The following is a 26363-nucleotide window of genomic DNA, read 5'->3' on the forward strand; positions in this document are numbered from 1 at the left end:
TATGAACAAAGCGTTATGAAAAAGAATTTATATCTTATACTCATTGCGATAACCGCCATATTAGGCTCTTGTCAAAAAGCTGTTCTAGTTCCCGATCCGGGTGTTGCTGCTTCCATCAGCAGCATAACAGCGAAGTTCGTTTCTGGCCCGTACACAGGGCAGGAAGCGATACGATATGTTATTCCTGCTGATGCAGGCGATAAAATTGTAATTCCAGTACCCTGGTTTTTTCCCGAATCCGGTTCTGATGGAACAGATCTGTATATGAAGGAAATGAAGTTGGAGGCGGCTTTGGCAAATAATGTCACTCTCTCGCCATCGTTGGGCATTGTAGACCTTACCAGAGAGAATTCGTATACATTAACCGAAGCTGATGGAACTGTACGGCATATTACAATATCAGGAGCACGCACCAAATCAAACAAATCTGCACTGACCTTTTTTTCTATAGAGGCTTTGGGCATAACAGGCTTGATCGACCAGAATACAAAAACTGTATCGCTTATTACTGTGGAAGATTTATCGAGCGTTGATGTTGAGGTTTCAGTGTCTCCACATGCCAGTGTTGTTGAATCATTAAAGGGTATAAATTTAAATAACCCCACATCTGTTACCGTTTTAGCGCACGATGGTATCGCCAAAACAGTTTACCAAATTAAGAAAACGGCACCACCTAAAATTTCTTACGGTTTCAGGGCAGGATCTCAAAACCAAAATTTCAACCTGAAGTTAGATGATTTGGGATACAGCAATAGTTCTAAGCCCAGTTTAGCTGCGTCCGGAAATTTTATAGCTGTTTCTTTAGGAGATGGATCGGCCCCTAAATATTACAACAGGAGTACCGGTAAATATACAGGAGTAATGACATTAGGCAGTGCGAAAGGTGATGGAGCAATTACCAGCGATGACAGGGGTAATATTTTGTTGATAGATCAGGCGGGTGTTGGTGGAACCGTTAATATTTACAAGTCTGCCTCTATGACGGGCACGCCGGTTCCTTTTATAACCTGGACCAATACATCTGGCTTTCCTGTAGGAAGCAGAATATCGGTTAATGGGAACCTGAATGACAAAGCTGTTATCATTGCTACTTGTCAGGGCACCAGCGTATCCGGGTCAAAATCATTTGTTCGCTGGAGCGTTGTTGGAGGAGTAGTTGGCAGCGCGGAGGTGGTTGAAGCAACAGGTATCCCTTACTGGGGTGAAGGTATAAATGGTGGCAAAATGTCATCCAGATCAAATGATGCCAATGATGGGTCATTCATTGCTTTTTATGATAGTGGAAATGACAACCTTTACCATCTTGGTAAAAACGGTTCTGTGTCATTATCCCTGGGTGCACAAACAACAGGTAATGCATGGGGTATTAATAATAATTTGACAGATGCCAAAGAGTTTAATAATGCCAAATACCTTGCATTGTATTGTCCAAGTCATTTCCCGAACTGGGGTATCAACTCTGAGCTGTATTTATACGATGTGTCTTCAATGGGCAATTTCTCCGGGAATGTGAATGCTACTAACGCCCTGGTATACTCGGCCAGTTATGGTCAACTGGGAACAATTGTAGCTGCTTCCGGGGATTTATTAATAGCTCCTACCTCAGACGGATATAAAATGCAGGTATTTACAATCGATTTCAGTGTGGGCAACTTCGCGTGTTATGAGTTTGATTGTGTAGATATCAATTAATTATTATTCAGTAAAGATGGTGGAGAAAAGGAGAATAAAAAGCTCCACCATCTTTTAATCTATTTTATAATGGCTATGAGCAGAACCGGGATTGTGCTATATGTGTTTCTAATATTAATTACATGTTCTTCCTGCAAAAAGGAAGGGGGCCGCATACCGGAGTGGAGTTGGCCGGAACATAATGGCAGCGGTTCCGGCTCGAAAGATCCGAATCCTTCAATAGTAAGCTTAGGTTGGATAAACCAGGCGGGCCGTTTTGGAACATTACCCGGTTATATTAATGTATACAGGTCCCCGGATAGTTTGTCGGGAAAAAAGGCCATAGCTTACATAGCGGTAGCAGACATGAGCAAAGGTAAATGGGATGTATTGGGTGATATAGCTCATTCAGCAACTGCTAATGGCTTTGGTGCCGGCGCCCTTAATACTCCTGCACAGTTTTATGCGAAAAAAAATGCACCTGTTATTATCAATGCAGGGCTTTTCTTTGGTGCTAATAAATTTTATTACTCGCAAAGCCTGGTATTTCGTAATGGAGAGATGCTGGCTCCCAATCAAAATTATTATTCTGAAGATTGGATCACAATCTGGTATCCTACACTAGGCGTTTTTAGCCAGTCAGATGATGGCTCTTTTCAAACTTCCTGGACTTATTATACCAACGCAGGAATAAATTACTCATATACTGAACCCGCTAAAAATGATATGACAAAAGAACCGCTGCAAGTTCCTGGCGCTACTTTTCCTGTAACTGCAAAAGTGTTTCAGGCAAAAACGGCAATTGGAGGGGTATCTGTTCTGTTGAAAGAAGGTGTGGTTAAAAACACTTATATAGAAGAACTGCTGGATGTTTCAGGGGCAACAGATCAGCCCCGAACTGCAATTGGTATAACAGCAGACAGAAAGTTGATATTTTTTGTCTGTGAAGGGCGGCAGATGACATCTGGTGTTGCTGGATTAACCACCGGTAATGTGGCTGATGTGTTAAAAAAAATAGGTTGTATTGATGCGCTTAATTTGGACGGTGGCGGATCAAGTTGTATGCTTGTTAATGGTATGGAAACGATTAAGCCAAGCGACGGCAGGCAACGTTCTGTATTGACGGCATTAAGTCTTCAGTAAAATATAGTTTCCACGATTATTGTTCTTTTTGAATAGTATCTGAATAAAATAAAAACAAACTGATGAAACATAAAAAATTTTTTTTCGGCATCTTTTTTTTAGCCGTAACGGCCTTTTGTTTTTCTTCCTGTAAGAAGGACGATAAAAAACTGGATTGGGGCTGGGGTGGTGATGGTTCTGGAGGAACAGACCCCAAAAAAGATAAACCGAGAATCGTTTGGATTGATGCTGCTGCCAATTTCCCCGACTATGCTAATAACAAAGCCAAAATTGAACAGGACGTCAAAAGAATGAAAGAAGCGGGCCTGACAGCCTTTGTCCTGGATGTTCGCCCGACAATGGGAGATGTTTTGTTTCAAACCTCTTATGCAGATCAGGTTAAAAAGCTGGACTATTGGAGTGAGGCGGGATACACTTTTTATGAACGAACTGAAACCTGGGACTATCTGCAGGCCTTTATAGATGCGGGTCATGCTGCAGGCCTGAAAGTGTATGCTGCCATTAACACATTCGTTGCCGGCAATAAATATTCTTACGGTCTGGGACAGCAGGGCTTGCTGTTTCGGGATAATTCAAAAAAAGACTGGGGAACTACTCTTAACTTGGCTTCGGGATTAACCAATACTATGGACGTTAGTTCAATCATTGATCCCGACAATGCCTATGGAACAAAGTTCCTTAATCCCAACCACGAAGGTGTTCAACAGTTCTTATTAAATATATTGGGTGATCTTGCAAAGTATAATGTGGATGGTATTATACTTGATCGGGCGAGATTTAATGATTTTCAGGCAGACTTTTCACCACTTACAAGAACCTTGTTCGAAACATATATTGGCGAATCGGTTCCTAATTTCCCTAACGATGTTATTGTACCCGGAACGAATTATTATCCCTTACCGTCTTCTATGCCCAAATACTTTAAACAGTGGATGGCTTTTAGGGCAAAAACCATACGCGGATTTATGGAAAAGGCAAGAGCGAAAGTAAAATCAGTTAACAATAAAATAGATTTTGGCGTATACGTAGGAGGATGGTATTCTACCTACTATGACGTAGGTGTAAACTGGGCCAGCCCAACGTATAATACAGGGCAGTTCTATCCGGCATGGGCAAATGCTGATTATAAAAACTATGGATATGCTGACCTCATGGATATTACACTGATTGGTGCCTACGCGTCTACAAGTAGTATTTACGGAAGCGGCGAGTGGAGCGTTGAAGGTTTTTGTAAACGGGCAAAAGATATGATTGGTAAAGATGGAATAGTAGCCGGCGGACCTGATGTGGGCAATGGCACTGGTTGGACGGGAGGTGGCAAACAATCCCAGGTTTCTCAAACCGTTGATGCAGCCATCAATGCATGTGACGGCTATTTCATTTTTGATCTGGTTCACGTAAAAAAATATGATTATTGGAACGCTATAAAGAAAGGCGTTGATGCCTATCTGGCGAAATAGTAAAGTAACGTTTAGATATTATGGGATACCGTATTTTAATTGCTCTTTTATTGATGCTGGGCTTGTACGCTGACGCGCATCCGGTAATAACATTACGTTCTGTAAAAGGTCGCGTAACATGTAACGGGAAAGGTATTGAAGGGGTTGTAGTAAGTAGCGGGGTTTCAGTAACAAAAACGGACAGGATGGGTGAGTATATGCTTTATCCGAATTCTGATGAGGCTTTTGTTCAGATATCGGTACCATCAGGATATATAGTTGAACAGAAATCTACTATCCCTTGCTTTTATCAGGAATTAGCTACAAACAAGAACGTGTATGATTTTAAGCTGATGTTAAATCCGGCAGATGACAGAAAACATGTTTTTTTCGCACAAGCAGATGTACAGGTTACAGAGCAGAAGGATTTGGCAACTTATCGTAATGAAGTAGTCCGCGACATGAAGGAACATCTTACGATCTATAAGAACCAGGATATATTTGGAGTTGACCTGGGCGATATGGTAGGAGATATGCCGAATTTGTTCCCGGAATATATTTCCTCAATGTCACCACTGAATATTCCCTTTTATCGTGTTATCGGTAATCACGACATGGCTTATTGGGGAAGGAGTTTTGAAACGTCTGAACGTACATTTAATAACTATTTTGGCCCAGCTGTATATTCTTTCAATAAAGGGAAAGCGCATTATATTGTTATAAATAATAATTTTTATGTAGGCCGGGATTATTTTTACATGGGCTACGTTGATGAAAAAACCTTTCGTTGGCTAGAGCAGGATCTTGCTTTTGTTCCAAAAGGAAGTATTGTTTTTTTGATGATGCACATTCCATCCCAACTTCAGCAGAAAACGCAGCCATTCAGTTATAATTATACCACTATAGCAGATCAAACCGTAAATGCTGTTGCACTACATAAAACTTTGGAGGGATACCAGACACATATTCTTTCAGGGCACATGCATTATAACTTAAATATTGTTTACAATGATAATTTATTTGAACACAATACAGCGGCTGTTTGTGGTACCTGGTGGAAAGCTCCGGTTTGTTTAGATGGAACGCCTCGTGGTTATGCGGTATATGAAGTAAATGATGATTCGGTCAGGTGGTATTACAAGAGTGCGGGTTTTGGTAAAGACCACCAGTTACGCATTTATTACGAAGAAAAAGCAGGGGTGCCTGAGCTGATAGCTAACGTTTGGAATTATGATGATAAATGGAAAGTGGAATGGTTTGAGAATAGTAAGCTGATGGGTGATATGGAAAGATACAAAGGATATGATCCACTGGCATTTGAATTATGTTCGGATAAGGAAAAGATGAAATATGACTGGATTAGCCCGGTTGAAACCGAACATCTGTTCAGGGCCAAAGTGAAAGACAGTAATGCTTCAATTCAGGTAAAAGTAACGGATCGTTTTGGCAGGGTATATACAGAACAGTTAAAAAGAAGAAAATAGAACAATATGAGCAAAAGATTAGTCTTCATTGCATATATTTTATTTTTATTATTAAACATTGATGCGGCAGCAAAGGTCAGGTTGACGTCTATTTGGAGCAGTAATATGGTGCTGCAACAAAACAGTGAAGTGCTTGTTACCGGAACAGCCCGGGCCTCCGCCAGGCTTTATTTTTCTGGGTCGTGGAATCTCACAAAAAAAGAAATAGCTTATACTGACAAGGAAGGAAACTTTGAGCTGAGAATTAAGACGCCCGGAGCGTCTAAAAATAGCTATACGATTTGTTTTGATGATGGAGAACCATTATATCTTACCAATATTTTAATTGGCGATATTTGGTTTTGCTCCGGTCAGTCTAATATGGAAATGCCGGTAAAAGGCTTCAGGGGGCAACCTGTGTACGGTTCTCTGGATGCAATAACCGAAGCAAAATCTAACCGGCTGCTCCGTTTGTTCACAGTGAAAAATGCCTGGAGCATCAAACCTTTATCTGATGGAATAGATGGTCGGTGGACAACTGCTGATCCTGGAAATGTTGCAGCATTCAGTGCCGTGGCTTATTTCTTTGCCAACAAATTAAATCAAATTATAGATGATGTTCCTATAGGTGTAATTAACTGTTCATGGAGTATGTCTAAAATAGAAGCATGGATGAGCAAAGAAATGTTATCCGCTTTTCCCGGAATAGCGTTACCCGATCTTCAGCAAAAGGAGTTTGGGTGGGCAGCAGGAACACCAACTTTGCTGTATAATGCCATGGTACATCCATGGAAAGGCTTTGCAATAAAAGGCATGTTGTGGTACCAGGGAGAGGCTAATACACCGGATCCCCAACTTTATAAAAAGCTATTCCCGGAAATGCTTAAGGGCTACAGGAATTTATTCCGCCATGAGAAAATGCCTTTTTATTATGTTCAGTTAGTGCCGTGGAAGTCAGTGGGTAACGATTCGCTGGACTGGGCGTATTTCAGGCAGGTTCAACTAGAGCTTTCTCAGGAACTGGAGCATGTGGGAATGGTTCATACAGGGGACTTGGGAGATGAAGTTTTTATTCACCCTCCGCGTAAAAGAGAAGTAGGTGAGCGACTGGCTTTTTGGGCGTTGTCAGATACATACGGCCTCAAGGGATTTTATCCGACCGGACCGGTCATTCAATCGGCTGTAATGAAGGATCATTTTGTAGAGATGACTTTTAAATATGGAGATCATGGCCTTAACCCTGAAAATGAAGCAATTACTGGTTTTGAAATTGCCGGCGCTGATGGCATTTTTTTACCGGCTAATGCCGTTATATTGAATGCGACCCCCATGGTCAAAGTCTGGAACGATAGTATAATACAACCTTATAAGGTGCGTTATTGCTTTAGTAATTATAAGACCGGCAATCTTACAAATAATTACGGCTTTCCGGCAGCGCCCTTTTTGTATACTTTAACAAGCCGTGTTAAAGATAAATGAGCTGGCAGATGACACATACTAAAATTGAATGATGAAAAGAAATTATAGTATAGATCTGTTTAGGGGCTTCGCCATTATTGGTATGGTGTTATCTGCTGTATTCCCATGGAGTGACAGGTTCCCTGCATGGATGTATCATGCGCAGGTAGGTCCTCCTGATTTTAAATTCAATCCATCCATTCCCGGGATTACCTGGGTGGATCTTGTTTTCCCTTTTTTCCTTTTTGCCATGGGTGCTGCCTTCCCGTTGGCGCTTACAAAAAAAATGACAGACAAAAGTTATCGTACCATCATCTTCGGGTTACTGAAAAGGGGAATTTTATTAGTTTTTTTTGCAATAACACTGGCTTTTTTGAACCCCGTTAATCTGAATGGAGCATCATGGCTGAGGGCACTAACAGCACTGCTAACGTTTTTTGCTTACTTCCTTATCTTTTTACGTTTCCGGGGAACACCTGTAAGGCGTTATGGTATTCAGATGGCCGGTTTTCTTATTATATCAATCCTTATTTACTACCACAGCAGTTTGATGGGTAAGCACTTCGATATATTCCATAGTGACATTATTATACTCATTCTTGCAAATATGGCAGTGTGGGGATCTGTAATTTGGTTGCTTACCGCAAAAAGCATATTGGCAAGAATTGCTGTTATGGCAGCAGTATGCGGATTGTGGTTAACAAAAGATGTTGCCGGAGGGTGGACTGAGGCGTTCTCTAAGCTTGGGCAAAACTGGAAGTGGATATATAATTTTTCATATTTACAATATCTCTGCATCGTACTACCTGGCTCTGTTCTGGGCGATCTGCTGCTAAAGCACCGTGAAGCAACCGCAAACTCCGAAGGTACTGAGGAAAAAACTGTTCGCTGGTTCGCTCTGGGCTGTTTTATCGTATTAGTATTTCATGTTGTTACGCTTTATTTACGATGGTTAAATATAAACGTTTGTGGCCATTTTCTGATAGGAATATTGTTTTTTATCAACTTCAGGAAGTGCCGGCAGCAACAGGTTGCTTTTTATAAAAAATTATTTGTGTGGGGCTATGCGCTTGCCAGTATTGGATTATGCTTTGAACCCTGGCAAGGTGGAATCAAAAAAGATCCATCGTCGTTTAGTTACTGGTTTTTATCCGGCGGATTGGCTTTCATATTTTATATTGTTTGCGATTACCTGACAAAACGTTACGCACGGTCAGTTATTATCTCTTCAATTGTCAAAACAGGCCAAAACCCAATGCTGGCATATTGTGCTATTGCTTTTTTCATTGCTCCCTTGTTAGAGCTATTGCATGTGCGTCCATTGTTGGGTATACTGGCAGATAAGCATCCTTTTTTAGGTTTAATTCAGACAGTGGTTTATTTGCTGTTGATGATTATAGTTACCGTGTATGCAACAGATCGTAAGTGGTTTTGGCGATCCTGAGCTCATCGAAGTGATAAGAAATTATCAGCCTGGCAATTTGCTGGTAAAATATAATAGAACGATGTTAAGATTGAATATAAAAGTAGCAAGTGCTTTAATGATAGTAGTTTTATTGTTAAGATGGACTACAAATGTCCGTGCACAAGTGAAACAATCACCGGCAATTTTTACATTACTTTCTCCTGATGGTAAATTGAAAGCTGTAATAGACACACACGGTAAGTTATCACTTCAACTGATACACGAAAGCGACACTTTATTAAAGCCATCGCAAATAGGTATAGAAGTTTTTGCTAATAATGCAGGAGGGACTACACTTCCGAAAATTATAGCAAGTAAGAAGCTAAATAATGTTCATCATATTATTAATAGTCCTTTTTATAAAAAAGCAGCATTAATTGATCATTATAACGAACTTACATTATTCTTCAAAGGAAATTGGAACCTTACTTTCAGGTTGTATGATGAAGGCCTTGCTTATCGTTTTGCGACTACATTCAGCAGCGAAATTTTGGTAAAACATGAGACTGGAGTTTTTGGTTTTGCTGATGGTTCAAAAGCTTATATACCTTATGTAAAATCAACTGGCGAGCTCACATTGGAACGGCAATTCCATAACTCATTTGAAAATACCTATACCTGCTCTAAAGTATCGGAAATGGATACAGCCCGGCTGGCATTTTTGCCATTGCTGACAGAGGTTAAATCCGGTAAAAAGCTATTGATTACTGAAGCGGATCTTGAGAATTACCCGGGTATGTATTTACAAAACAAAGAAGGCCATAATCAACTAACGGCAGTATTTGCACCATATCCTAAAACAGTTGAACAGGGTGGCTATAATCAACTGCAGCTTTTAGTAAAAGAAAGGGAACATTATATTGCCCAATCTACTGGGGTTCGCAACTTTCCCTGGAGAGTTTTTGCAGTTGCAGCCAAAGATCAGGACCTGTTGGAAAATGATATGGTTTACAAGCTGGCTACACCGTCAAAAATTAAAGATCCATCATGGATAAAACCCGGTAAAGTAGCCTGGGACTGGTGGAACGCCTGGAATCTGCATGGTGTTGATTTCAGGACTGGTATCAATAATGATACATATAAGTATTATATAGATTTTGCAGCAAAAAGTGGTTTGGAATATGTACTGCTGGACGAAGGGTGGTCCGTTAATCTTCAATACGATTTAAAACAGGTGGTTCCTTCTATAGATTTAAAAGCACTCATCAAATATGCAAATGAGAAAAACGTAGGTATCATTCTATGGGCAGGGTATTATGCTTTTGAACGCGATATGGAGGAAGTGTGCAGACTCTATTCTGAAATGGGAATAAAGGGATTTAAGATCGATTTTATGGATAGAGATGATCAACTGATGGTTGATTTTTTTTACAGAGCAGCAAGCACTGCCGCTAAATATAAATTGCTGGTAGATTTTCATGGCTCTTATAAACCTACAGGGCTGCAAAGAACCTATCCTAATGTTTTGAATTTTGAAGGTGTACATGGCATGGAACAAATGAAATGGTCAGATATTGCTGTTGATCAGGTTACATATGACGTAATCTTTCCCTTTATCAGGATGGTGGCAGGACCGGTTGATTATACACAGGGAGCCATGCGTAATGCAACTAAAGATAATTACAGGGCCATAAGCTCAGAAGCAATGAGCCAGGGAACGAGGTGCAGGCAATTGGCAGCATATATAGTATTTCATTCACCCTTGGTTATGTTGTGCGACAGCCCCAGCAATTACGAAGCAGAACCAGCGTGCACTGACTTCATTGCAAAAATTCCTACCGTTTGGGATACCTCGCTGGCCATAAGTGGAAAGATTGGCGACCATATACTTGTTGCACGGCAAAAAAAAGGTACCTGGTACATTGGAGGATTAAACAACTGGGAAAAAAAGTCATTGGATATAGAGCTATCCTTTCTCAGGAAAGGAGATTTTGAGGCAGAGATTTTTATGGATGGTATAAACGCAGATCGTGTGGGAAAAGATTATAAGCGTAAAACCATATTAGTTTCCAATCATTCTGTTTTAAAGCTGGATATGGCTCCCGGCGGTGGTTTCGCTATACGGCTTACGGAAATAAAATAATTTTTTATGGTGCTTTTGGTAAGGCTTTTAAAAAATGAATAACTAAATACGATGACGGTGACTTACAAAATAAAGTTGATGTTGATAGTACTGATAATGTTCCCCTTTTATGTAATAGGCCAGCAAATTGATAGCAGCTACGATAATTGGTATTACAAACAACGAATGGAACATTTTAAAAACACGAAACCTGAAGAACAGGCTATCGTGTTTTTAGGCAATAGTATTACTGAAAGAGGTCCGTGGGACCAGCTATTGGCGGGTAGCGTGTTCCCGGTTATTAACAGAGGGATAGGAGGTGATAACTCTTTTGGCATCCTGGCGAGAATAGATGAGGTTTTACGGTTAAAGCCTAAAGCTATTTTTTTGATGGATGGCATTAACGACCAGTTTAAAAAAATACCTTATGATATAAGTATCAACAATTATCGTCTCATAATAAAAAAGATCAAGACAGCATCGCCTCTAACAAAGATTTATATAGAAAGTGCGCTACCTATTAATGAAGCGATCCTAACAGAAGAATACGCCAGAGGTTGTAACAAGTTAGTTCCGGCGTTTAATAAAAAGCTGAAACAATTAGCAGGTGAGCAACAAGTTACATATATTAATATATGCCCTTTATTTCAAAATAAAAAAGGTGTTTTAAAAGCAGCATTTACAATGGATGGAGTGCATTTAAAACCTGAAGCATATATCAGGTGGGTTAATTTCCTAAAATCCAAAAAGTATCTATAAATGAAAATAACAGGAACTTTTATTGATGAAATTTCACACGATATCCCACATCAGAACTGGGGTAAAAAAGAGTGGGAAAAAGATTTCGAATATATGAAAGCCATTGGAATTGACACTGTAATTATGATCAGAAGTGGTTACCGGAAATTTATCACTTACCCATCACAGTGGTTACAAAATAATCTGGGCTGTTACCGTCCTCCGGTTGACCTGGTAGAAATGTTCCTTCAATTATCTGACAAGTATGGTATGAAGTTTTATTTCGGGTTGTATGATAGCGGCCGGTATTGGGATACCGGTAATATGCAACACGAAATTGATGCCAACCGGTTTGTTATTGATGAGGTATGGAAAAGCTACGGTCACTATACAAGTTTTGCTGGCTGGTACTTAAGTATGGAGATCAGCCGTAAAACTAAAGGCGCGGCACAGGCTTTTCGCTTGTTGGGTGAACAGTGTAAAGGTGTAAGCAACGGGTTATCAACTTTTATCTCACCGTGGATAGATGGTAAAAAAGCGGTACTGGCTGCATCTGCAGATCTGGCTAAAGAAGACGTTATATCTCTGGCAGAGCATGAAAGAGAGTGGGACGAAATATTCCAGGAGATACATAAGGCGGTGGATGCTGTTGCCTTTCAGGATGGCCATATTGATTACAGTGAACTGGACGATTTTTTTTTGATAAATAAACGACTTGCTGATAAATATGGCATGCAATGCTGGACCAATGCTGAATCCTTCGATAGAGATATGCCTGTTAAATTCCTGCCAATTAAGTTCGAAAAATTGAAGCTTAAACTGGATGCCGCGCGTAGGGCGGGTTATGATAAGGCTATTACGTTTGAATTTTCACATTTCATGAGCCCGCAGTCGGCTTATTTACAGGCAGGGCACTTATATAACAGGTACAAAGAGTATATCACTGCTTTGTGATATGGTAACGGATATTTGGTACGAATAGAATAATGATAAATAAATGTAAAAGAATGAAAAGTTACGGAGAGAAGTACAAAAAAGAGCTATTACAAAATGTAATGCCATTTTGGGAAAAAAATTCATTAGATAAAAGCAATGGAGGTTTTTTTACCTGCCTGGACAGAGAGGGAAAGGTTTTTGATACCGATAAGTTCATGTGGTTGCAGGGAAGACAGGTTTGGACGATGGCTATGCTGTATGCCGAATTAGAGGCTAAAGAAGTATGGAAAGAAATGGCCATACACGGTGCAAAATTTATGTTGAAACATGGACGTGATGAAAACGGCGACTGGTATTTTTCGTTGGACAAAAGCGGGCGGCCACTTATTCAGCCATATAATATTTTTTCTGACTGCTTTGCCAGTATGGGTTTGGCGGCACTGTATAAAATTACAGGTGAAGAGGAGTATGGTGATGTTGCTTATCAAACTTTTAATCGTATTCTTAAACGACAGAACAATCCCAAGGGTGCATATAATAAAAGCTATCCGGGAACCAGACCTTTAAAAGGTTTTGCATTGCCGATGATTTTGAGCAACCTCTCTCTTGAACTGGAGCATATTGTTGGCGCTGCAACAGTTGATGCCCTAATCGATAATGTGGTGCATGAGGTTATGGAAGTTTTTTATCAACCATCATCTGGTTTGATTATGGAAAGTGTATTCCAGGACGGCACTCTTTCTGATTCGTTTGAAGGTAGGTTAGTTAACCCGGGCCACACAATCGAAGCCATGTGGTTTATGATGGATATTGCGGAACGCAGGGCCGACAAGAAATTAATGATGCGATGTGTTGACATAGCCTTGCGTGCTTTAGAGTTTGGATGGGATAATGAATACGATGGTATTTTATATTTCAAAGACATTTTAAACAAGCCCCCTCAGCAATTAGAGTGGGATCAAAAATTATGGTGGGTACACGTTGAAGCTTTGGTTTGTATGGCAAAAGGTTTTGCATACACCGGCGAAGAACGTTGCCGTCAATGGTTTAAAAAACTGGATAGCTATACATTCTCAAAATTTTCTGATCCATTATATGGCGAATGGTTTGGTTATTTAAATCGCCGGGGAGAGCCACTGCTTACCCTGAAAGGGGGAAAATGGAAGGGCTGTTTTCACGTTCCGAGAGGATTATTTAAGGTTTATTCTGTATTAAAATCGGTTGATGTGGAAGCATGAACCATGTGTTCAATTATTGATTATTCACGACATTAATAGATATTTAGAATGGCACGATTAAATTTATTAGAAGAAACCCGATTTGAAAAGGTTCCTGTTAAGGTGTATAAAGATCAGGCAACAGCCTCAATTAGTGTAGCAAATCGGATTGCAGCAATTATTAAAAAAAAACAGGCAAAAGGAGAGAGGGCCATATTAGGATTAGCTACAGGAGCTACTCCGGTTAAAGTTTATAAAGAGTTGGTTCGTCTGCATAAAGAGGAAGGGCTCAGTTTCAAAAATGTAATAACCTTTAATCTGGATGAGTATTACCCCATGATGGCAGATGCGGACCAGAGTTATGTAACCTTCATGAACAAAAACTTGTTCAACCATATTGATATTGAAAAAGCCAATATTAATATTCCTGATGGTACATTATCTGAAGAGGCTATTCCCGCTTTTTGCGAGGCGTACGAACAAAAAATATCCGGTCTCGGCGGATTGGATATACAAATTCTGGGTATAGGCCGTACCGGTCATATTGGCTTTAATGAGCCGGGGTCAGCTCCGAATTCGGGTACACGGTTAGTGGTGCTGAACGACCTTACCCGGCGTGATGCGGCACATGATTTTGGTGGTAAAGAAAATGTACCTGCAAAGGCCATTACAATGGGAGTGGGTACCATTTTTAAGGCTAAGGAAATTATCTTAATGGCCTGGAATGAAAAAAAAGCAGCGATTGTTAAAAAAGCGGTAGAAGGAAATATCTCTGCTGATATACCTGCTACTTACTTACAATTGTCCAATAATATAGAATTTATATTGGATAAAGGAGCTGCTTCGCAATTAACCCGTTTCGATTTGCCATGGCTAACGCATAATGTGGTTTGGACTGATGAGCTAATTAAAAAAGCGGTAGTATGGTTGTCGTTAAAGGTAGATAAAGCAATATTGAAGCTGACCGATGAAGATTATAATAATAATGGTATGGCGCAGCTTGTAGCTGAAAAAGGACCTGCTTATAACATTAATATAAAAATTTTTAATGAACTTCAACGCACCATTACCGGGTGGCCCGGGGGGAAACCTGGCGTTGACGACTCTAACCGGCCGGAGCGGGCCCACCCCGCCCGGAAAAATGTAGTTCTTTTTTCTCCCCATCCTGATGATGACGTCATTTCAATGGGAGGAACCTTTATTCGTTTGGCAGATCAGGGACATAATGTACATGTAGCCTACCAAACTTCTGGCAATACGGCTGTATGGGATGATGATGTATTACGTTACCTTGAGTTTGTGCAGGATTATACCAGGGCAGTGCACAACGATGACGCAACTACTTCAGGAATTTATAGCGAAGTGAGGGATTTCTTTAAAGTTAAACAACCCAACCAATTAGATCCCGAAGTTGTTCGTACTGTTAAAGCCCTTATCCGGAAAGGAGAGGCTATAGCCGGAGCTCGCTTTGTAGGCCTGCCCGATGAAAATATTCACTTTCAGGATCTGCCATTTTATGATCGTGCAAAGCTGGCAAAAGAAGTTTCATTTGAGGATGATATTTTGCAAACTATAGCATTGCTTCGTAGTATTAAGCCTCACCAGGTTTTTGCGGCAGGAGATTTTGCCGATCCTCATGGCACACACAAAGTTTGCTTTGATATTTTATATGAAGCACTTAAACGGCTGTCAAAAACAGATGAATGGACAAAAGATTGTTGGTTATGGTTGTACCGTGGGGCATGGCATGAGTATCCTATTCATGAAATTGAAATGGCGGTACCATTGTCTCCCCAGGAGGTAAACCGAAAGCGCCTTGCTATCTTTAAGCATCAGTCGCAGAAAGATCTTCCGGTCTTCCCCGGCGACGATCCCCGGGAATTCTGGGTCCGGGCTGAAGACAGAACTCATGAAACAGCAGAAATATATCACAAGCTGGGACTTGCTGATTATGAAGCAATCGAGGCTTTTGTAAGATGGCATTATTAATGTTGCCTCGCTGTTATAAATATACATAACCGCTGTTAACAGGTTCGTGGCAGCAGGTGTTAAAATCGACTTTTTTAATGAAAGTATGAAATGGTGTGATCAGTTAGAACGTATTGTTGCCGGTATTGACATTGGTGGAACCAATACAAAGTATGGATTAGTAGATGATAAGGGCAATATTTTATTTCGCGGCGTGGTTGATACTAATTGTACTGCCGATTTTGAACTATTTGTTGCAGCATTGCATACGTTGTTACTTAATGGACTTAAAATCTTACAGGGCAATTATAAGCTAGTTGGTATGGGTATTTGTGCTCCTAACGGAAGTTGCATTACAGGACAGATCAGCTATGCGCCTAACCTCCCCTGGAAAAAAGATGTAGATGTGGTAAAGGAATTTGGTAAGCAATTTAAGGTTCCTGTTATTTTAGCAAACGATGCCCATGCAGCGGCATTGGGAGAAATGATGTATGGTTCAGCAAAAGGTCTGAACGATTTTTTAATGTTAACGCTTGGAACAGGAGTTGGCGGAGGTATTGTTAGCAATGGTAAAATTGTTCACGGTCATAACGGCTTTGCAGGCGAGCTCGGTCATATCATAGTAAGGCCGGGAGGAAGAAAGCATTGGGGAACGGGTCAGTATGGAACTTTGGAAGCATATTGCTCTGCAACCGGGATAGCCATTACGGCCAGGCAGATGCGTGATAAAAACCCGGCTTCTTCTTTAAGTCAGATCAGCGACGAACAAATAAATTCAAAAATCGTATATGACCTTGCTGTGAAAGGGGATGCCACAGCTATTGAGGTATTTAGATTTACAGGTCAAATACTTGGGGAGGCGTTAGCGGCGTTTATTACTTTTTTCTCTCCCCAGGTGATTGTATTATTTGGCGGTGTTGTAAAAGCAGGAAAATATATTGTAGAACCTGCTACCTATCACATGGAAAACAATCTGCTTCCTGTTTACAAAGAAAAAGTCAAACTTTTTATCAGCGGATTAAATGAGGCAGATGCTGCTATCTTGGGAAGCAGTCCATTAGCATGGGAATGATATTCAAATTGTAATACGTGCTGTTTCTAAATTAAGAATACGGTTTTTTCGTATAATCTAATTGTAGAACAAATGGTATAAGTACATTGTTTGTCTGTAATAGTGTTAAAGTCACAATTTTTTTATATAGAACAGAATATGAAATCCCCGTGGATAAATTTTACGGGCAGAAAGTGTGGATGGCATCACAGGAAAATGATGGAGCTGTGGCCGCGTGTTCTTAAATACTCTCATTTTTAGAAAGCTGCTCACTGTTGAAGTATTCCAGTAGCTCCCGCCTGTAGGTAACGCCTACCGGAAGGAGGGTGCCATTCTCCAGACAGACCTGCCCGCTGCTTATTCTCTTGATTTTTTTAAGGGCAACAATGTAGGATTTATGGATTCTTTTGAATGGCGCGCCCTGAAGGTTTTGTTCGATCTCGGTTGTGGTAGCAGGGGTGACATAAACCGAATTATGCGTATAAACCTTTACATAGTTTCCAAGGCTTTGTATATGACTTATTTCATCCAGCACCACCCTCACGATATCCTTGTCGCAGCTGCAAATTTCTCCGGTGCTGAGGACCCTTTCGCCTGGTCTTCACTGATTCGGCGGCTGCTGCTGTCAGGGCTCATTTTTAGGTATCCATTTAACAGCAGTTGGGAAATACGGGCAAGATCAATGCTCGGAGTTGGTTCCAGTTCCTATTTCGCAGCCTACCGGGGCAGCCCCTTGTGTGTTCGCAACAATAACCATTTTACAGCGTTGCTGGGAATCGAACTTCAAAGAAAGATGGATGAAAAATTTGCGCTGAAAGCTTATCCTAATTATAATCCCTTAAAGGGTCATATCAGTTCTCACCAAAGAGAGATTCCCATTCCGGGCCGTACAAAACCGGGAGTTGATTGGGGAGGCGGTCTTTCTTTTGGTTTTTAAGTTATTTTGACCTGTTTGCGTGATCCCCTGAAAATAGCTTTGTCCGCATCTTACACAATCCAACATTTTAAAAACTCCAAATTGCTGAAACACTGCCAGGCTTAGCCAGGCTTTCCCGCATTTCGGTTTCCAATTTCATCATTACAGCCCTATAAAAGAATGCCGGTAGAAGATGTGGACTATATTTGGCCTGAAAATAAAATCGTTTATTCAGCATATTGGATCGTTCTTTTATCGCAATTTCCCGGAACCCGGAAGAGTTGCAGGAACCGCGGCAAAAAAGTGTAAAAATGAATGTATAATGTAAAACCATATTCCAGTGAAATATTTTGAAACAGTAAGGCTGACCGTCCGCCGTTTTAAAGAAAGCGATGCGCAGGCATTGTTCGATTATTTTGAAAACCCACGCGTCCATTGTTTTGCTGACGAAAAAGTATCTTCGATAGAAGAAGCCCGCACTGAAGTTATTAAAAGAAGCAAAGATGCTTCACAATTTGCGGTATGCCTTAAAGAAAATGATCTGCTCATCGGAAATCTTTTTGCTGTGAAGGAAGGCGATACGTACAGCGTTGGCTGGAATTTTAATTCCAGATTTGAAGGAAAGGGATTGGCAATAGAAGCGGCGGGCGGGTTGCTGGAGTATTTATTTACACAGAAGGGCGCCAGAAGGATTTATGCGTATGTAGAAGAAGACAATACACGCTCCCAAAAACTCTGCGAACGTCTTGGAATGCGCAAGGAGGGATTATTCCTGGAATATATTTCATTTGTAAAAAATGCAGACGGAACCCCGGAATATGAAAATACCATCCAGTTTGCCCTGCTTAAAAAAGAATGGGAACAAGTGAAACGGTAATACAGGTGAGTTAGAATAGTCTGACTTCACTAAGGGCTGTTGATTCCATAATTTCTTTCCTGGATGAAGAATTGGTTGCGTTTTTTAATTTCTTTATTGCAAAATGAAAAAAATATAATCAGACTCCTGTTTTGTCAGCTGTATTATTTTTTTACGGTTTTTCGGGGCTACGGTTTGTTTGGTCTTTTAATCTTGCTGTGGCGGATATACAAGCTCCCATAAATGACCGTCAGGGTCAGAAATATACCCAATCTACCCCTGACCACTAAAATATCAACAACAATTAGGGCAGGGGACACGCCCTAATAAAAAATAATATGCCTGACCGACAGACGACAATAACAACCCGCAATACGCTGGATGATGGGTGAGCCTGGTTCGGGTGCCCGAAAATGCCAGAAATTCTTTTGTTCTAATTTTTTATTTAGCCCTGTAACGATATTGAGCGGGAAGCATACGATTCAGCCTTTGCCGGGTTATCTCTCAAAAGCGAACTTTAATACTTCCTGGTGAACATCACCCATTCAGTTTTCAGTTCTTTCTGAAGAAAGATAACGCAGGTAAAGGAACAGCTCCGGTATGTTTATGTCCACTCCGGAAATTGAGAGATATTCAGATCTAAAGCTGCAATTGCTTTCATTTCAGACTTACTGAGCTTAAAGTCGAAAATGTTTAAATTCTCAATCATATGTGCCTTTTGAACCGTTCTGGGTATAGCCACTACGCCACGTTGGTAATGCCACCTTAAACTTACCTGGGCATTGGTCTTATTGTGTTTTTTGCCAATATCAGCCAAAGTTGGATTGGTAAACAGTCCGTTTCTACCCTCTGCAAATGGTGCCCAGGCTTCCATTTGTACGCCGTTTTTCTTCAAATCATTATAAGAGTCTATCTCGTGAAAGAATGCATGCGTTTCAATTTGGTTAACTGCGGGCTTAATTGTCGCCACTGACATTAAGTCGTTATATTGAGCCGGGGTAAAATTACTGATGCCGATGGCTTTTATTTTACCGGCTTTATAGAGCTCTTCCATCATTTTCCAGGAACCTTTAAAATCTCCTCTTGGCCGATGAATAAGGTATAAATCTAAATAATCGGTGCCCAGTTTTTTTAAAGAGGTTTCAAAAGCCATTTTTGTCTTTTCATACCCTGAATCATCTACCCAAACTTTTGAAGTGATAAAGAGTTCATCTCTTTTTATACCAGTTTGTTGAATTCCTGACCCAACAAATGTTTCGTTTCCGTACCTGCTGGCTGTATCGAAAAGGCGATACCCTACAGCAATAGCTTCAGCCACCGAACGCTGGCATATATCACCTTTTAATGAATAGGTGCCAAAGCCAAGAATGGGCATCAATAAACCATTATTGAGTTTAACGGTTGGAATGGAGCTATTGTTTTTTATAGTATTTGATGCACCATATGCATGATTGCCCAAAAAGGGTAAGAAGATTGCAGAAGTTGCTAATACCGCAGTTTTTTGTAAAAAGTCACGGCGTTTAATTGGGTTTTGTTGATTCCTGGTATCCATAATATTTTTATCAATCCGGTTTTATTTTCACTGCCTGGTTAAACCCTTAAGTGTTGCTGCAAAATTTTCCTGGGGGTGCCACAGTTGTGTTTATTGCCGGTATACAAGAGGATTATGTAGTGATTTTATTGATGTTCATTGTGGTAAATGTAGTAAATAATGTTGTGATTATGTCCTGTAATTTCGCGTTATGTTACAGTAGCTGATCATTTAAAATTCGCCTTCTGTAAAAGACATTATTTTTTTAAAAGGGAATTCGTTAACCATCGCTAAAAGCTGGTCATAGATAGTTTTTTTATTTTGTATAGTTCGAAATTAGCCGCAATTATTCTCTCAGTCTGTTTTTTAAGTCCATTCCTGAATGAAGAATTCTCACCATCTCAACTTGTCCGGGTTTTAGTATCCTGTAAAAAATAATATGCTTGCCTACTTTAAAGCCCAATATCTCTTTTGATAGCGCCGCATAGCTTTTACCCAAACCTGGACTTTCCGCTATTTCTTCAAAGGCTGAAATAAGCAACGCATAATACTTATCCGCCTGGTTTTCCGACCAGGCCTCATAAGTATAATCCCAAATCCTGGTGAGGTCTTCAACGGCCTTATTGGTCAATACATATTTAGCCATCTTTTTTCTTTGCAGACTTTAGATGTTCTAAATGTTTTTTTGCGTCAAAATTTTTAGCAACGCCGCTATTAATGCCTTCTTCAATGGCTTTTTTAAGCGCCTGAACCTTGTTTTCTTCCTCTTCCAGCAATCGCAGCCCCGCCCTTATAACCTCACTGGCATTGTTATACCTGCCTGCCGCTATACTGTGCTCTACGAAATCTTCAAAGTAATCGCCCAATGATACAGAGGTATTGCGTCCCATAACATTTCCTTTTACATAAAGTTACCAAAATTTGGTAACTTTTTCAAATGCACGCCCATCATCCCTGCTCATCAAACAAATCCAACTGCCTTCCCTCCGGCTCCTTCACCTTCCCAAAAACCGTCCTCCCGCCATATTTCCAGGATTCCGCTCTTTCGTGAGCGATCACCTCGTCAATACTACCATCCGGAATAAAATCTTTAGATAGCCGGTCCGTTATTTTCGACAGCGATTGTATCGCCTGCATTTTATCCTGCCGGCCCAGCTTCGCCCTTTGTATGGCATGCTGTAAGGTGTCGATCGTTTCATCATACACTTTAGTAGGTACCGGGAAGGGGTGACCATCCTTACCGCCATGGGCAAACGAAAAACGCGCCGGATCCTTAAACTGCGTGGGCTGCCCGTAGATCACCTCGCTCACCAGCGCCAGCGACTGCAAGGTTCTAGGGCCCAGGCCTTCCAGCAATAGCAGCTCTTCAAAGTGCTGCACCTGCTTTTCCCGCGCCAGCCATAGCACCGCGCCCAGGCGCTTCAGGTCCACATCCTTGGCCCTCACATCGTGGTGACCGGGCATTACCAGGTGCCTCATCTTCGCTATTTCCGGCAGCATCCGGTCCGGGTTTTCCGTGGCCACTTCCATCATAGCCGTTTTTAATGGTTGCGCCAGCTTATCGGTAAGGTTGAGGATGTTGCCCTGGTTGGCCCCGTAAATGCTGGTATGCGGCGTTTCGGTAAACGATTGTACCGATGGGGAGTGCCAATGATACCGCCGGGCCGTAGCGCTGCTGTCGCGCATGCCTTGCTGTATCACCGTCCACTGGCCCTCGTCGCTCACAATGAAGTGATGCTGGTACAGCTGAAAGCCATCCTGCACGGCCGTATTATCCACCTTGGCGCTGAGCTTGCTGCTGCGCACCAGGTCGGGCGCGTTAAGGCCCGTGGTTTCGGCAAAGCGCAGGATATCCTGGGGCGTGTTGCGCGAGTGGCGGCCCTTACCGCCGCAGATGCAGATGCCCAGCTCCCTGTCCAGCGGGTTGATGCTCCTTTTTAAAGCCCCCATTACCGAAGTAGTAATGCCCGAAGAATGCCAGTCCATACCCATCACTGCGCCCAGGCTCTGGAACCAGAAGGGGTCGCTGAGCTTAGACAGCAGGGCGCTTTTACCCTGGCTGGCAATAATTTCTTCCACAATCGCCTTGCCCAATGCCGCCATGCGCGCTGCCAGCCAGGGCGGCACCTGGCCGTTATGAAGGGGTAAATCTGCACTGCCGGATCGCTGCATCATATACTAACAAAATTAGCATTTAAATTTGATTGGCCTCATGGCTGCGATAGTGTATGTCCGGTGTGGGCGAGGGGTGGTCTGTATGGATTGGTTTTTATTTTTTTCTTTTAGGGCGTGCCCCCGGTATGGGGCCGATGGGCAACAGTGCAGCAAGGTACACCTTGTAGCCTTAGCGAAGTAATAAAGAGCCGCTCCCAAACCCCATACCGGGGCCGGGCTATCCGCTTGTAGTCCTCGCCCCGGCTTAGGCCGCGGCTGTGGGCTACCGCTGCTATCCCTCACGCGGGGGCAGGCCCTCCGACAGGCGATAATAACAACCTGCAGCCTTAGTATCAATCAACGCGACTTTGATTACACGCCGCGTGCGGATTTGTTGATATTCCTCACCGTGTATATGAATGATATAAACCCCGTACTGTACCTGATATCCAGTATGGTTTTACCACGCCCGACAATATATTTCTGGTGAACGAGCAGCCCGGAGCTTTGCGCCATTTTTCCACGTGGCAGATCAAGGTATTTACCAAAGCCATCGAAACGCTTAGCCATTACACGCTGGATGCTGTAAACGAGCTGTAGAGCCACCTGCGTCCGCCAGGCAATTATATTCCACAGTTGATTTGCCAAGCACACCGTCCAATAGATATTCCCCCCGGAAATCGCCCTGGCAACCGATTTCCGGGGTCTTTTTTGCTCCACTTTTTGGACAAGCAAAAAGTGGATAATAAACAACTACGCGAGCGCCCGACTGGAAAAATGCAATTAAAGACTTACAGGCATATTGCAGTTTTTACAGGCCAGCGAGCGACCATTAAAAAGAGAAAAAAGAAGCGTTGGCAAAAAGGCAAAAATTTTAAAGACGCTACAAACGCGGCGTGAACATGGGTGCAGTAAAAAATCCTGTGTAAGTTTTCAGTTCGACACCGGAATTTTTACCAGCCCATGGAGCGCCTGCCATTACGGCTATTTACCCGCAAGGGCAAGGGCTGCCCAGAGATACATAAAAATTAACCAAACCATTCTAACGCACTATAAAACCTAATTGATATATAGGCAGCCCGCAGACATAATACTAAATTATAGCTGACAAACGGATAAGGCGCCGCCCCAGCGGTGCCCCGTTTTGTCCTATAATTTATATTATGTTAAATATAAAAATTGAAATATAATGCAATTTCTATTCTCCATCACATACTCTTTTCCTCTTTAATGAACTCTTTACGAATCCCTTCCAGCAGGTCGTTTTGAAGGATAACTTTTGAATCGCGTGCATAGCATTGTAAGGTAGCATAATGCACCGCATTGAGAATGGACGCCCCTGTCATTTCGTACTGACGCGCCAGCTCACGTAAAGAAATTCCTGCATCGGCAGTTAAGGAAGCCGGCATGGCTTTTTGCCACAATTGTAACCTTTCATTCACATTAGGCAAAGGAAAATGAATGATCGCATGAAACCGCCTTAAAAAGGCATCGTCGAGATTGGATTTGAAATTGGACGCCAATATCAGCAGCCCCGGGTAATCTTCCACGCGCTGTAATAAATAACTTACTTCCTGGTTGGCATATTTATCGTGCGATGACTGTACATTGGTACGTTTACCAAATAAAGCATCTGCCTCATCAAAAAATAATATCCAGTTCTTGGACTCTGCCCGTCTGAATACCGTTTCCAGGTTCTTTTCTGTTTCACCAATGTACTTGGATACGATCTGCGACAGATCGATCCTGTACACGTCTTTTTGGAACTGCTTGCCTATAAGTGCTGCTGTGAGTGTTTTTCCCGTTCCTGACGGACCATGAAACAAAACCCTGTAGCCGGGCTTTATTTTATTTTTCAGGTTCGCATCTTCTTTAAGCGCATCGTGATGCTGCATCCAGGTATTGATATCCCTGATCTGTTCCGCCGTTTGCTCATTTAAAACCACATCTTCCCAACTCATCTGTGTAGTGATACGCCGGGCAGGAAAATCCAGGCCAAAGCGGGGCGCTGTTTCTTTACCATATAAGATCTTTTCAACAAAATCTGAGGCCAGTACCATGCGGCCGCTCATAAAAGGTTCCCCTTCTTTTACAGGTTCGAGCCACAGCATATTGCTACCGTAAAAAAAATGATCCTCGGTAAAATATTGCTGTAATTCCAGCCGTTTTTCCAATTGCCTGCCGGCTAATACAAACTGTACCGTCTCCCCTGTTGGCAGCATACCGCGGTGGCTACTGCCTCTCACCCCGCCAAATTCGGGGAAATCACCACCATTCGGCAGGTATTGTGCTATAGCCGATTCAAAAAAATGGGGAAGAATATGGGGAGCTAATGCCATCATAATAATGGTAAATTCTTCTGCATTTGCCCCCTCCCCTGTTTGCTGGCGTATGTACGTTGCAAATTGGGTATCTTCGTAAAAATGATGCAATACAGGTTGAAAGTCTGCAGACTGATTATCAAAGTGTTGCTGCATCCTATGTCCAATAACATTTTTCAGACCGTTCATAGCTTCATCAATGATCTGGGCGTTTTTCTTTTCGGGGTATAAGGTATATAACACGATAACAGGTTTAATTGGTTGCTGAATGTAAAAAATAATAGCCGGATTTATTGACTTTGCTTCAAAAAAATCTTATCTTTAGTATTCTTTGATGGAAACTTATGAACAATACATTCCCGTTTCGAGTATACGGGCCGGTTATAGTCGTCAAGGCTATAATGTGGGTGGGTCGGCCACAATGTAATGGACGTTGGTGTCTGATTGAAGTATGTCAAGACGATCTTGTACAAAAGCCCGCAACGGTTATCGTAGCGGGTTTTTGCTTTATCCCCATTCCCCTATTCTTGTATATATAAGAGAATTTATCCAGAAAAAAATGGACCTGCTACAAATCAGGACACCATATCGGAATAGGTTTCTTTCCAGTACCCGGCTTGCTGGTTGTATAAAGCCTCGTTAGCCAGATGAACACATATTGCGGTTTTGGCGCCTGTGTAAACATTGGAATCGGGCAATTTTCCGGATTTAACCGCCTTGTAAAAATCCATTAATGCATACCATGTACCATCTTTTGTAGGTTCCGGAAGAATTGAAATGCCTCCCTCCTTATTCCAGGCTATTTTGGAAGCACCGGTTACGCCATCAACCACTTCGTTTGGAGGCGCAGCATTCTTTTCAGGATAAAAAACACCCCGATCTGTTAGTAAAGAAATAGTGCCTTTGGTTCCCTTTATTTTAAACAAATAACCGTCGTAAGCATTGCCACAGGTAGCCCCGAAATTACCAATAATGCCTTCTTTAGGGTAACGTACCATCACCTGCGCATTGTCGTATGTTTCCCGTCCATCTTTAAAAATATCAATACCCCCTGTTGCCTGAAATGTTACGGGGTGGGTGTCGAAAGCCCAATTAATAAAATCGATCTGGTGCGATAACAGCTCTGCTACCAAGCCTCCCGAATATTCTTTATACATCCGCCAGTTGATGCGGCGTTCCAAAGACGGGTCAGGCACCGGCCTGCGCCAGTTGCCATTCCTGTCCCACCTGCAGTCTATCTGATTCACCTTACCCAGCAGACCATTTCCTATAACTTCTTTCACTTTGTAATAAAGCGGAGAATAGCGGTATTGGTGTCCGATTTGTACCACTTGTTTGGAGCGCTGTTTTGATATTTCTACCAGCTTTAATGCCTGCGGTATATCAAAGGTCATCGTTTTTTCGAGATACAGGTGCTTACCAGCCTGCAAGCTATCTGCTGCAATTGGATAATGCATGTGGAGGGGCACTGCCACTACAACCGCATCCACATTTTTATCTTCGAGCAGCTTCCGGTAATCTTTATAAGCCCGGAAAGTACCGCTCTGAAGGATTTTACGGGTTTCATCCAGCCGGAAATCAAGCGTATCACATATTGCGGTAATGCTGAATTTCTCCTTCAGCTCCTGGGTCACATGTATCATTCCTTTTCCTCTGTCACCGCAACCTATAATACCCACTTTTATAACAGATGACTGATTATTTGCGAGCACATCTACATTTCCCATCAGGGCTCCGCCCGTTAACAGCCCCGCACCTTTTAAAAAAGTTCTTCTTTTCATATATTGTATTTAGTCCAATATCGGATCCTGTTTTTGACCACTGATAAAACAGACCTTCAGATCTTGTGCAATGGTATCTGTCAAACGTACATGAAATTTTTCATTCATAATATATAAAGGAGGAATGAAAAATTTCAGAAGCATTTTTACCGGCCAAAATATTAAAGCTGCATACATTCAACAAACATGGCTT

22 protein-coding genes are annotated in these 26363 nt (G+C 41.8%); 14 read left to right on the forward strand and 8 right to left on the reverse strand.

Annotated features, from left to right (window positions below):
- Nucleotides 1–15 precede the first annotated feature (15 nt).
- The 12 genes from ACYVBM_RS05720 (at nucleotide 16) to ACYVBM_RS05775 (ending at nucleotide 16632) form a co-directional block, all read left to right on the forward strand.
- Complete coding sequence (locus tag ACYVBM_RS05720) at nucleotides 16–1692, forward strand: DUF5018 domain-containing protein (RefSeq protein WP_460684665.1); 1677 nt, start codon at nucleotides 16–18, stop codon at nucleotides 1690–1692.
- A 69-nt stretch (nucleotides 1693–1761) separates the two neighbouring features.
- Nucleotides 1762–2814, forward strand: coding sequence for a phosphodiester glycosidase family protein (locus tag ACYVBM_RS05725; protein ID WP_460684666.1), 1053 nt, complete (start codon nucleotides 1762–1764; stop codon nucleotides 2812–2814).
- A gap of 62 nt (nucleotides 2815–2876) precedes the next feature.
- Complete coding sequence (locus ACYVBM_RS05730; protein ID WP_460684667.1) at nucleotides 2877–4274, forward strand: alpha amylase family protein; 1398 nt, start codon at nucleotides 2877–2879, stop codon at nucleotides 4272–4274.
- Nucleotides 4275–4294: 20 nt separating this feature from the next.
- Nucleotides 4295–5737, forward strand: a complete 1443-nt coding sequence (locus ACYVBM_RS05735) for a calcineurin-like phosphoesterase C-terminal domain-containing protein (protein ID WP_460684668.1) — start codon at nucleotides 4295–4297, stop codon at nucleotides 5735–5737.
- Nucleotides 5738–5743: 6 nt separating this feature from the next.
- Nucleotides 5744–7195 (forward strand): sialate O-acetylesterase, encoded by a 1452-nt coding sequence (locus tag ACYVBM_RS05740; RefSeq protein WP_460684669.1) that lies wholly within the window; start codon nucleotides 5744–5746, stop codon nucleotides 7193–7195.
- 28 nt (nucleotides 7196–7223) lie between these two features.
- Nucleotides 7224–8618, forward strand: a complete 1395-nt coding sequence (locus ACYVBM_RS05745) for a DUF5009 domain-containing protein (protein ID WP_460684670.1) — start codon at nucleotides 7224–7226, stop codon at nucleotides 8616–8618.
- The gene (locus ACYVBM_RS05750; RefSeq protein ID WP_460684671.1) at nucleotides 8584–10722 is read left to right on the forward strand and encodes a glycoside hydrolase family 97 protein; all 2139 of its coding nucleotides are present in this window, start codon (nucleotides 8584–8586) and stop codon (nucleotides 10720–10722) included. The genes ACYVBM_RS05745 and ACYVBM_RS05750 overlap by 35 nt, the downstream gene beginning before the upstream one ends.
- Before the next feature lie 78 nt (nucleotides 10723–10800).
- Nucleotides 10801–11460 (forward strand): GDSL-type esterase/lipase family protein, encoded by a 660-nt coding sequence (locus tag ACYVBM_RS05755; RefSeq protein ID WP_460684672.1) that lies wholly within the window; start codon nucleotides 10801–10803, stop codon nucleotides 11458–11460.
- Complete coding sequence (locus tag ACYVBM_RS05760) at nucleotides 11461–12393, forward strand: DUF4434 domain-containing protein (protein ID WP_460684673.1); 933 nt, start codon at nucleotides 11461–11463, stop codon at nucleotides 12391–12393.
- A gap of 53 nt (nucleotides 12394–12446) precedes the next feature.
- Nucleotides 12447–13613: a n-acyl-d-glucosamine 2-epimerase gene (locus ACYVBM_RS05765; protein ID WP_460684674.1), complete on the forward strand. Its 1167-nt coding sequence runs from the start codon at nucleotides 12447–12449 to the stop codon at nucleotides 13611–13613.
- 48 nt (nucleotides 13614–13661) lie between these two features.
- Nucleotides 13662–15581, forward strand: coding sequence for a glucosamine-6-phosphate deaminase (nagB, locus tag ACYVBM_RS05770; protein WP_460684675.1), 1920 nt, complete (start codon nucleotides 13662–13664; stop codon nucleotides 15579–15581).
- A gap of 46 nt (nucleotides 15582–15627) precedes the next feature.
- Entirely contained in the window at nucleotides 15628–16632 is a 1005-nt protein-coding gene (locus tag ACYVBM_RS05775) for an ROK family protein (RefSeq protein ID WP_460684676.1), read from the forward strand.
- Between the two features lie 220 nt (nucleotides 16633–16852).
- On the opposite strand, the gene ACYVBM_RS05780 is transcribed toward ACYVBM_RS05775, so the two are convergent.
- Nucleotides 16853–17125, reverse strand: coding sequence for a LytR/AlgR family response regulator transcription factor (locus ACYVBM_RS05780; protein WP_460684700.1), 273 nt, complete (start codon nucleotides 17123–17125; stop codon nucleotides 16853–16855).
- Between ACYVBM_RS05780 and ACYVBM_RS05785 the strand changes: the two genes are divergently transcribed.
- The gene (locus ACYVBM_RS05785) at nucleotides 17009–17548 is read left to right on the forward strand and encodes a hypothetical protein (RefSeq protein WP_460684701.1); all 540 of its coding nucleotides are present in this window, start codon (nucleotides 17009–17011) and stop codon (nucleotides 17546–17548) included. The genes ACYVBM_RS05780 and ACYVBM_RS05785 overlap by 117 nt on opposite strands.
- A 319-nt stretch (nucleotides 17549–17867) precedes the next feature.
- Complete coding sequence (locus tag ACYVBM_RS05790; RefSeq protein WP_460684677.1) at nucleotides 17868–18404, forward strand: GNAT family N-acetyltransferase; 537 nt, start codon at nucleotides 17868–17870, stop codon at nucleotides 18402–18404.
- Between the two features lie 583 nt (nucleotides 18405–18987).
- Here the strand turns inward: ACYVBM_RS05790 and ACYVBM_RS05795 are convergent.
- The 7 genes from ACYVBM_RS05795 to ACYVBM_RS05825 all read right to left on the reverse strand — a co-directional run bounded on the left by ACYVBM_RS05795 (nucleotide 18988) and on the right by ACYVBM_RS05825 (nucleotide 26170).
- A complete protein-coding gene (locus ACYVBM_RS05795; protein ID WP_460684678.1) occupies nucleotides 18988–19935 on the reverse strand; it encodes an aldo/keto reductase in 948 nt (315 codons plus the stop codon).
- A 325-nt stretch (nucleotides 19936–20260) separates the two neighbouring features.
- On the reverse strand, nucleotides 20261–20560 hold the full coding sequence (locus ACYVBM_RS05800) for a type II toxin-antitoxin system RelE/ParE family toxin (RefSeq protein ID WP_460684679.1): 300 nt from the start codon (nucleotides 20558–20560) through the stop codon (nucleotides 20261–20263).
- Nucleotides 20553–20804: a type II toxin-antitoxin system ParD family antitoxin gene (locus ACYVBM_RS05805; RefSeq protein ID WP_460684680.1), complete on the reverse strand. Its 252-nt coding sequence runs from the start codon at nucleotides 20802–20804 to the stop codon at nucleotides 20553–20555. The genes ACYVBM_RS05800 and ACYVBM_RS05805 overlap by 8 nt, the downstream gene beginning before the upstream one ends.
- A gap of 58 nt (nucleotides 20805–20862) precedes the next feature.
- A complete protein-coding gene (locus ACYVBM_RS05810; RefSeq protein ID WP_460684681.1) occupies nucleotides 20863–22089 on the reverse strand; it encodes a DUF763 domain-containing protein in 1227 nt (408 codons plus the stop codon).
- A gap of 351 nt (nucleotides 22090–22440) precedes the next feature.
- Nucleotides 22441–22716, reverse strand: coding sequence for a hypothetical protein (locus ACYVBM_RS05815; protein WP_460684682.1), 276 nt, complete (start codon nucleotides 22714–22716; stop codon nucleotides 22441–22443).
- 560 nt (nucleotides 22717–23276) lie between these two features.
- The gene (locus tag ACYVBM_RS05820) at nucleotides 23277–24632 is read right to left on the reverse strand and encodes an ATP-binding protein (RefSeq protein WP_460684683.1); all 1356 of its coding nucleotides are present in this window, start codon (nucleotides 24630–24632) and stop codon (nucleotides 23277–23279) included.
- A gap of 332 nt (nucleotides 24633–24964) precedes the next feature.
- Nucleotides 24965–26170 (reverse strand): Gfo/Idh/MocA family protein, encoded by a 1206-nt coding sequence (locus tag ACYVBM_RS05825; protein ID WP_460684684.1) that lies wholly within the window; start codon nucleotides 26168–26170, stop codon nucleotides 24965–24967.
- Between the last annotated feature and the right edge of the window lie 193 nt (nucleotides 26171–26363).

Source organism: Niabella aquatica (assembly GCF_054779315.1).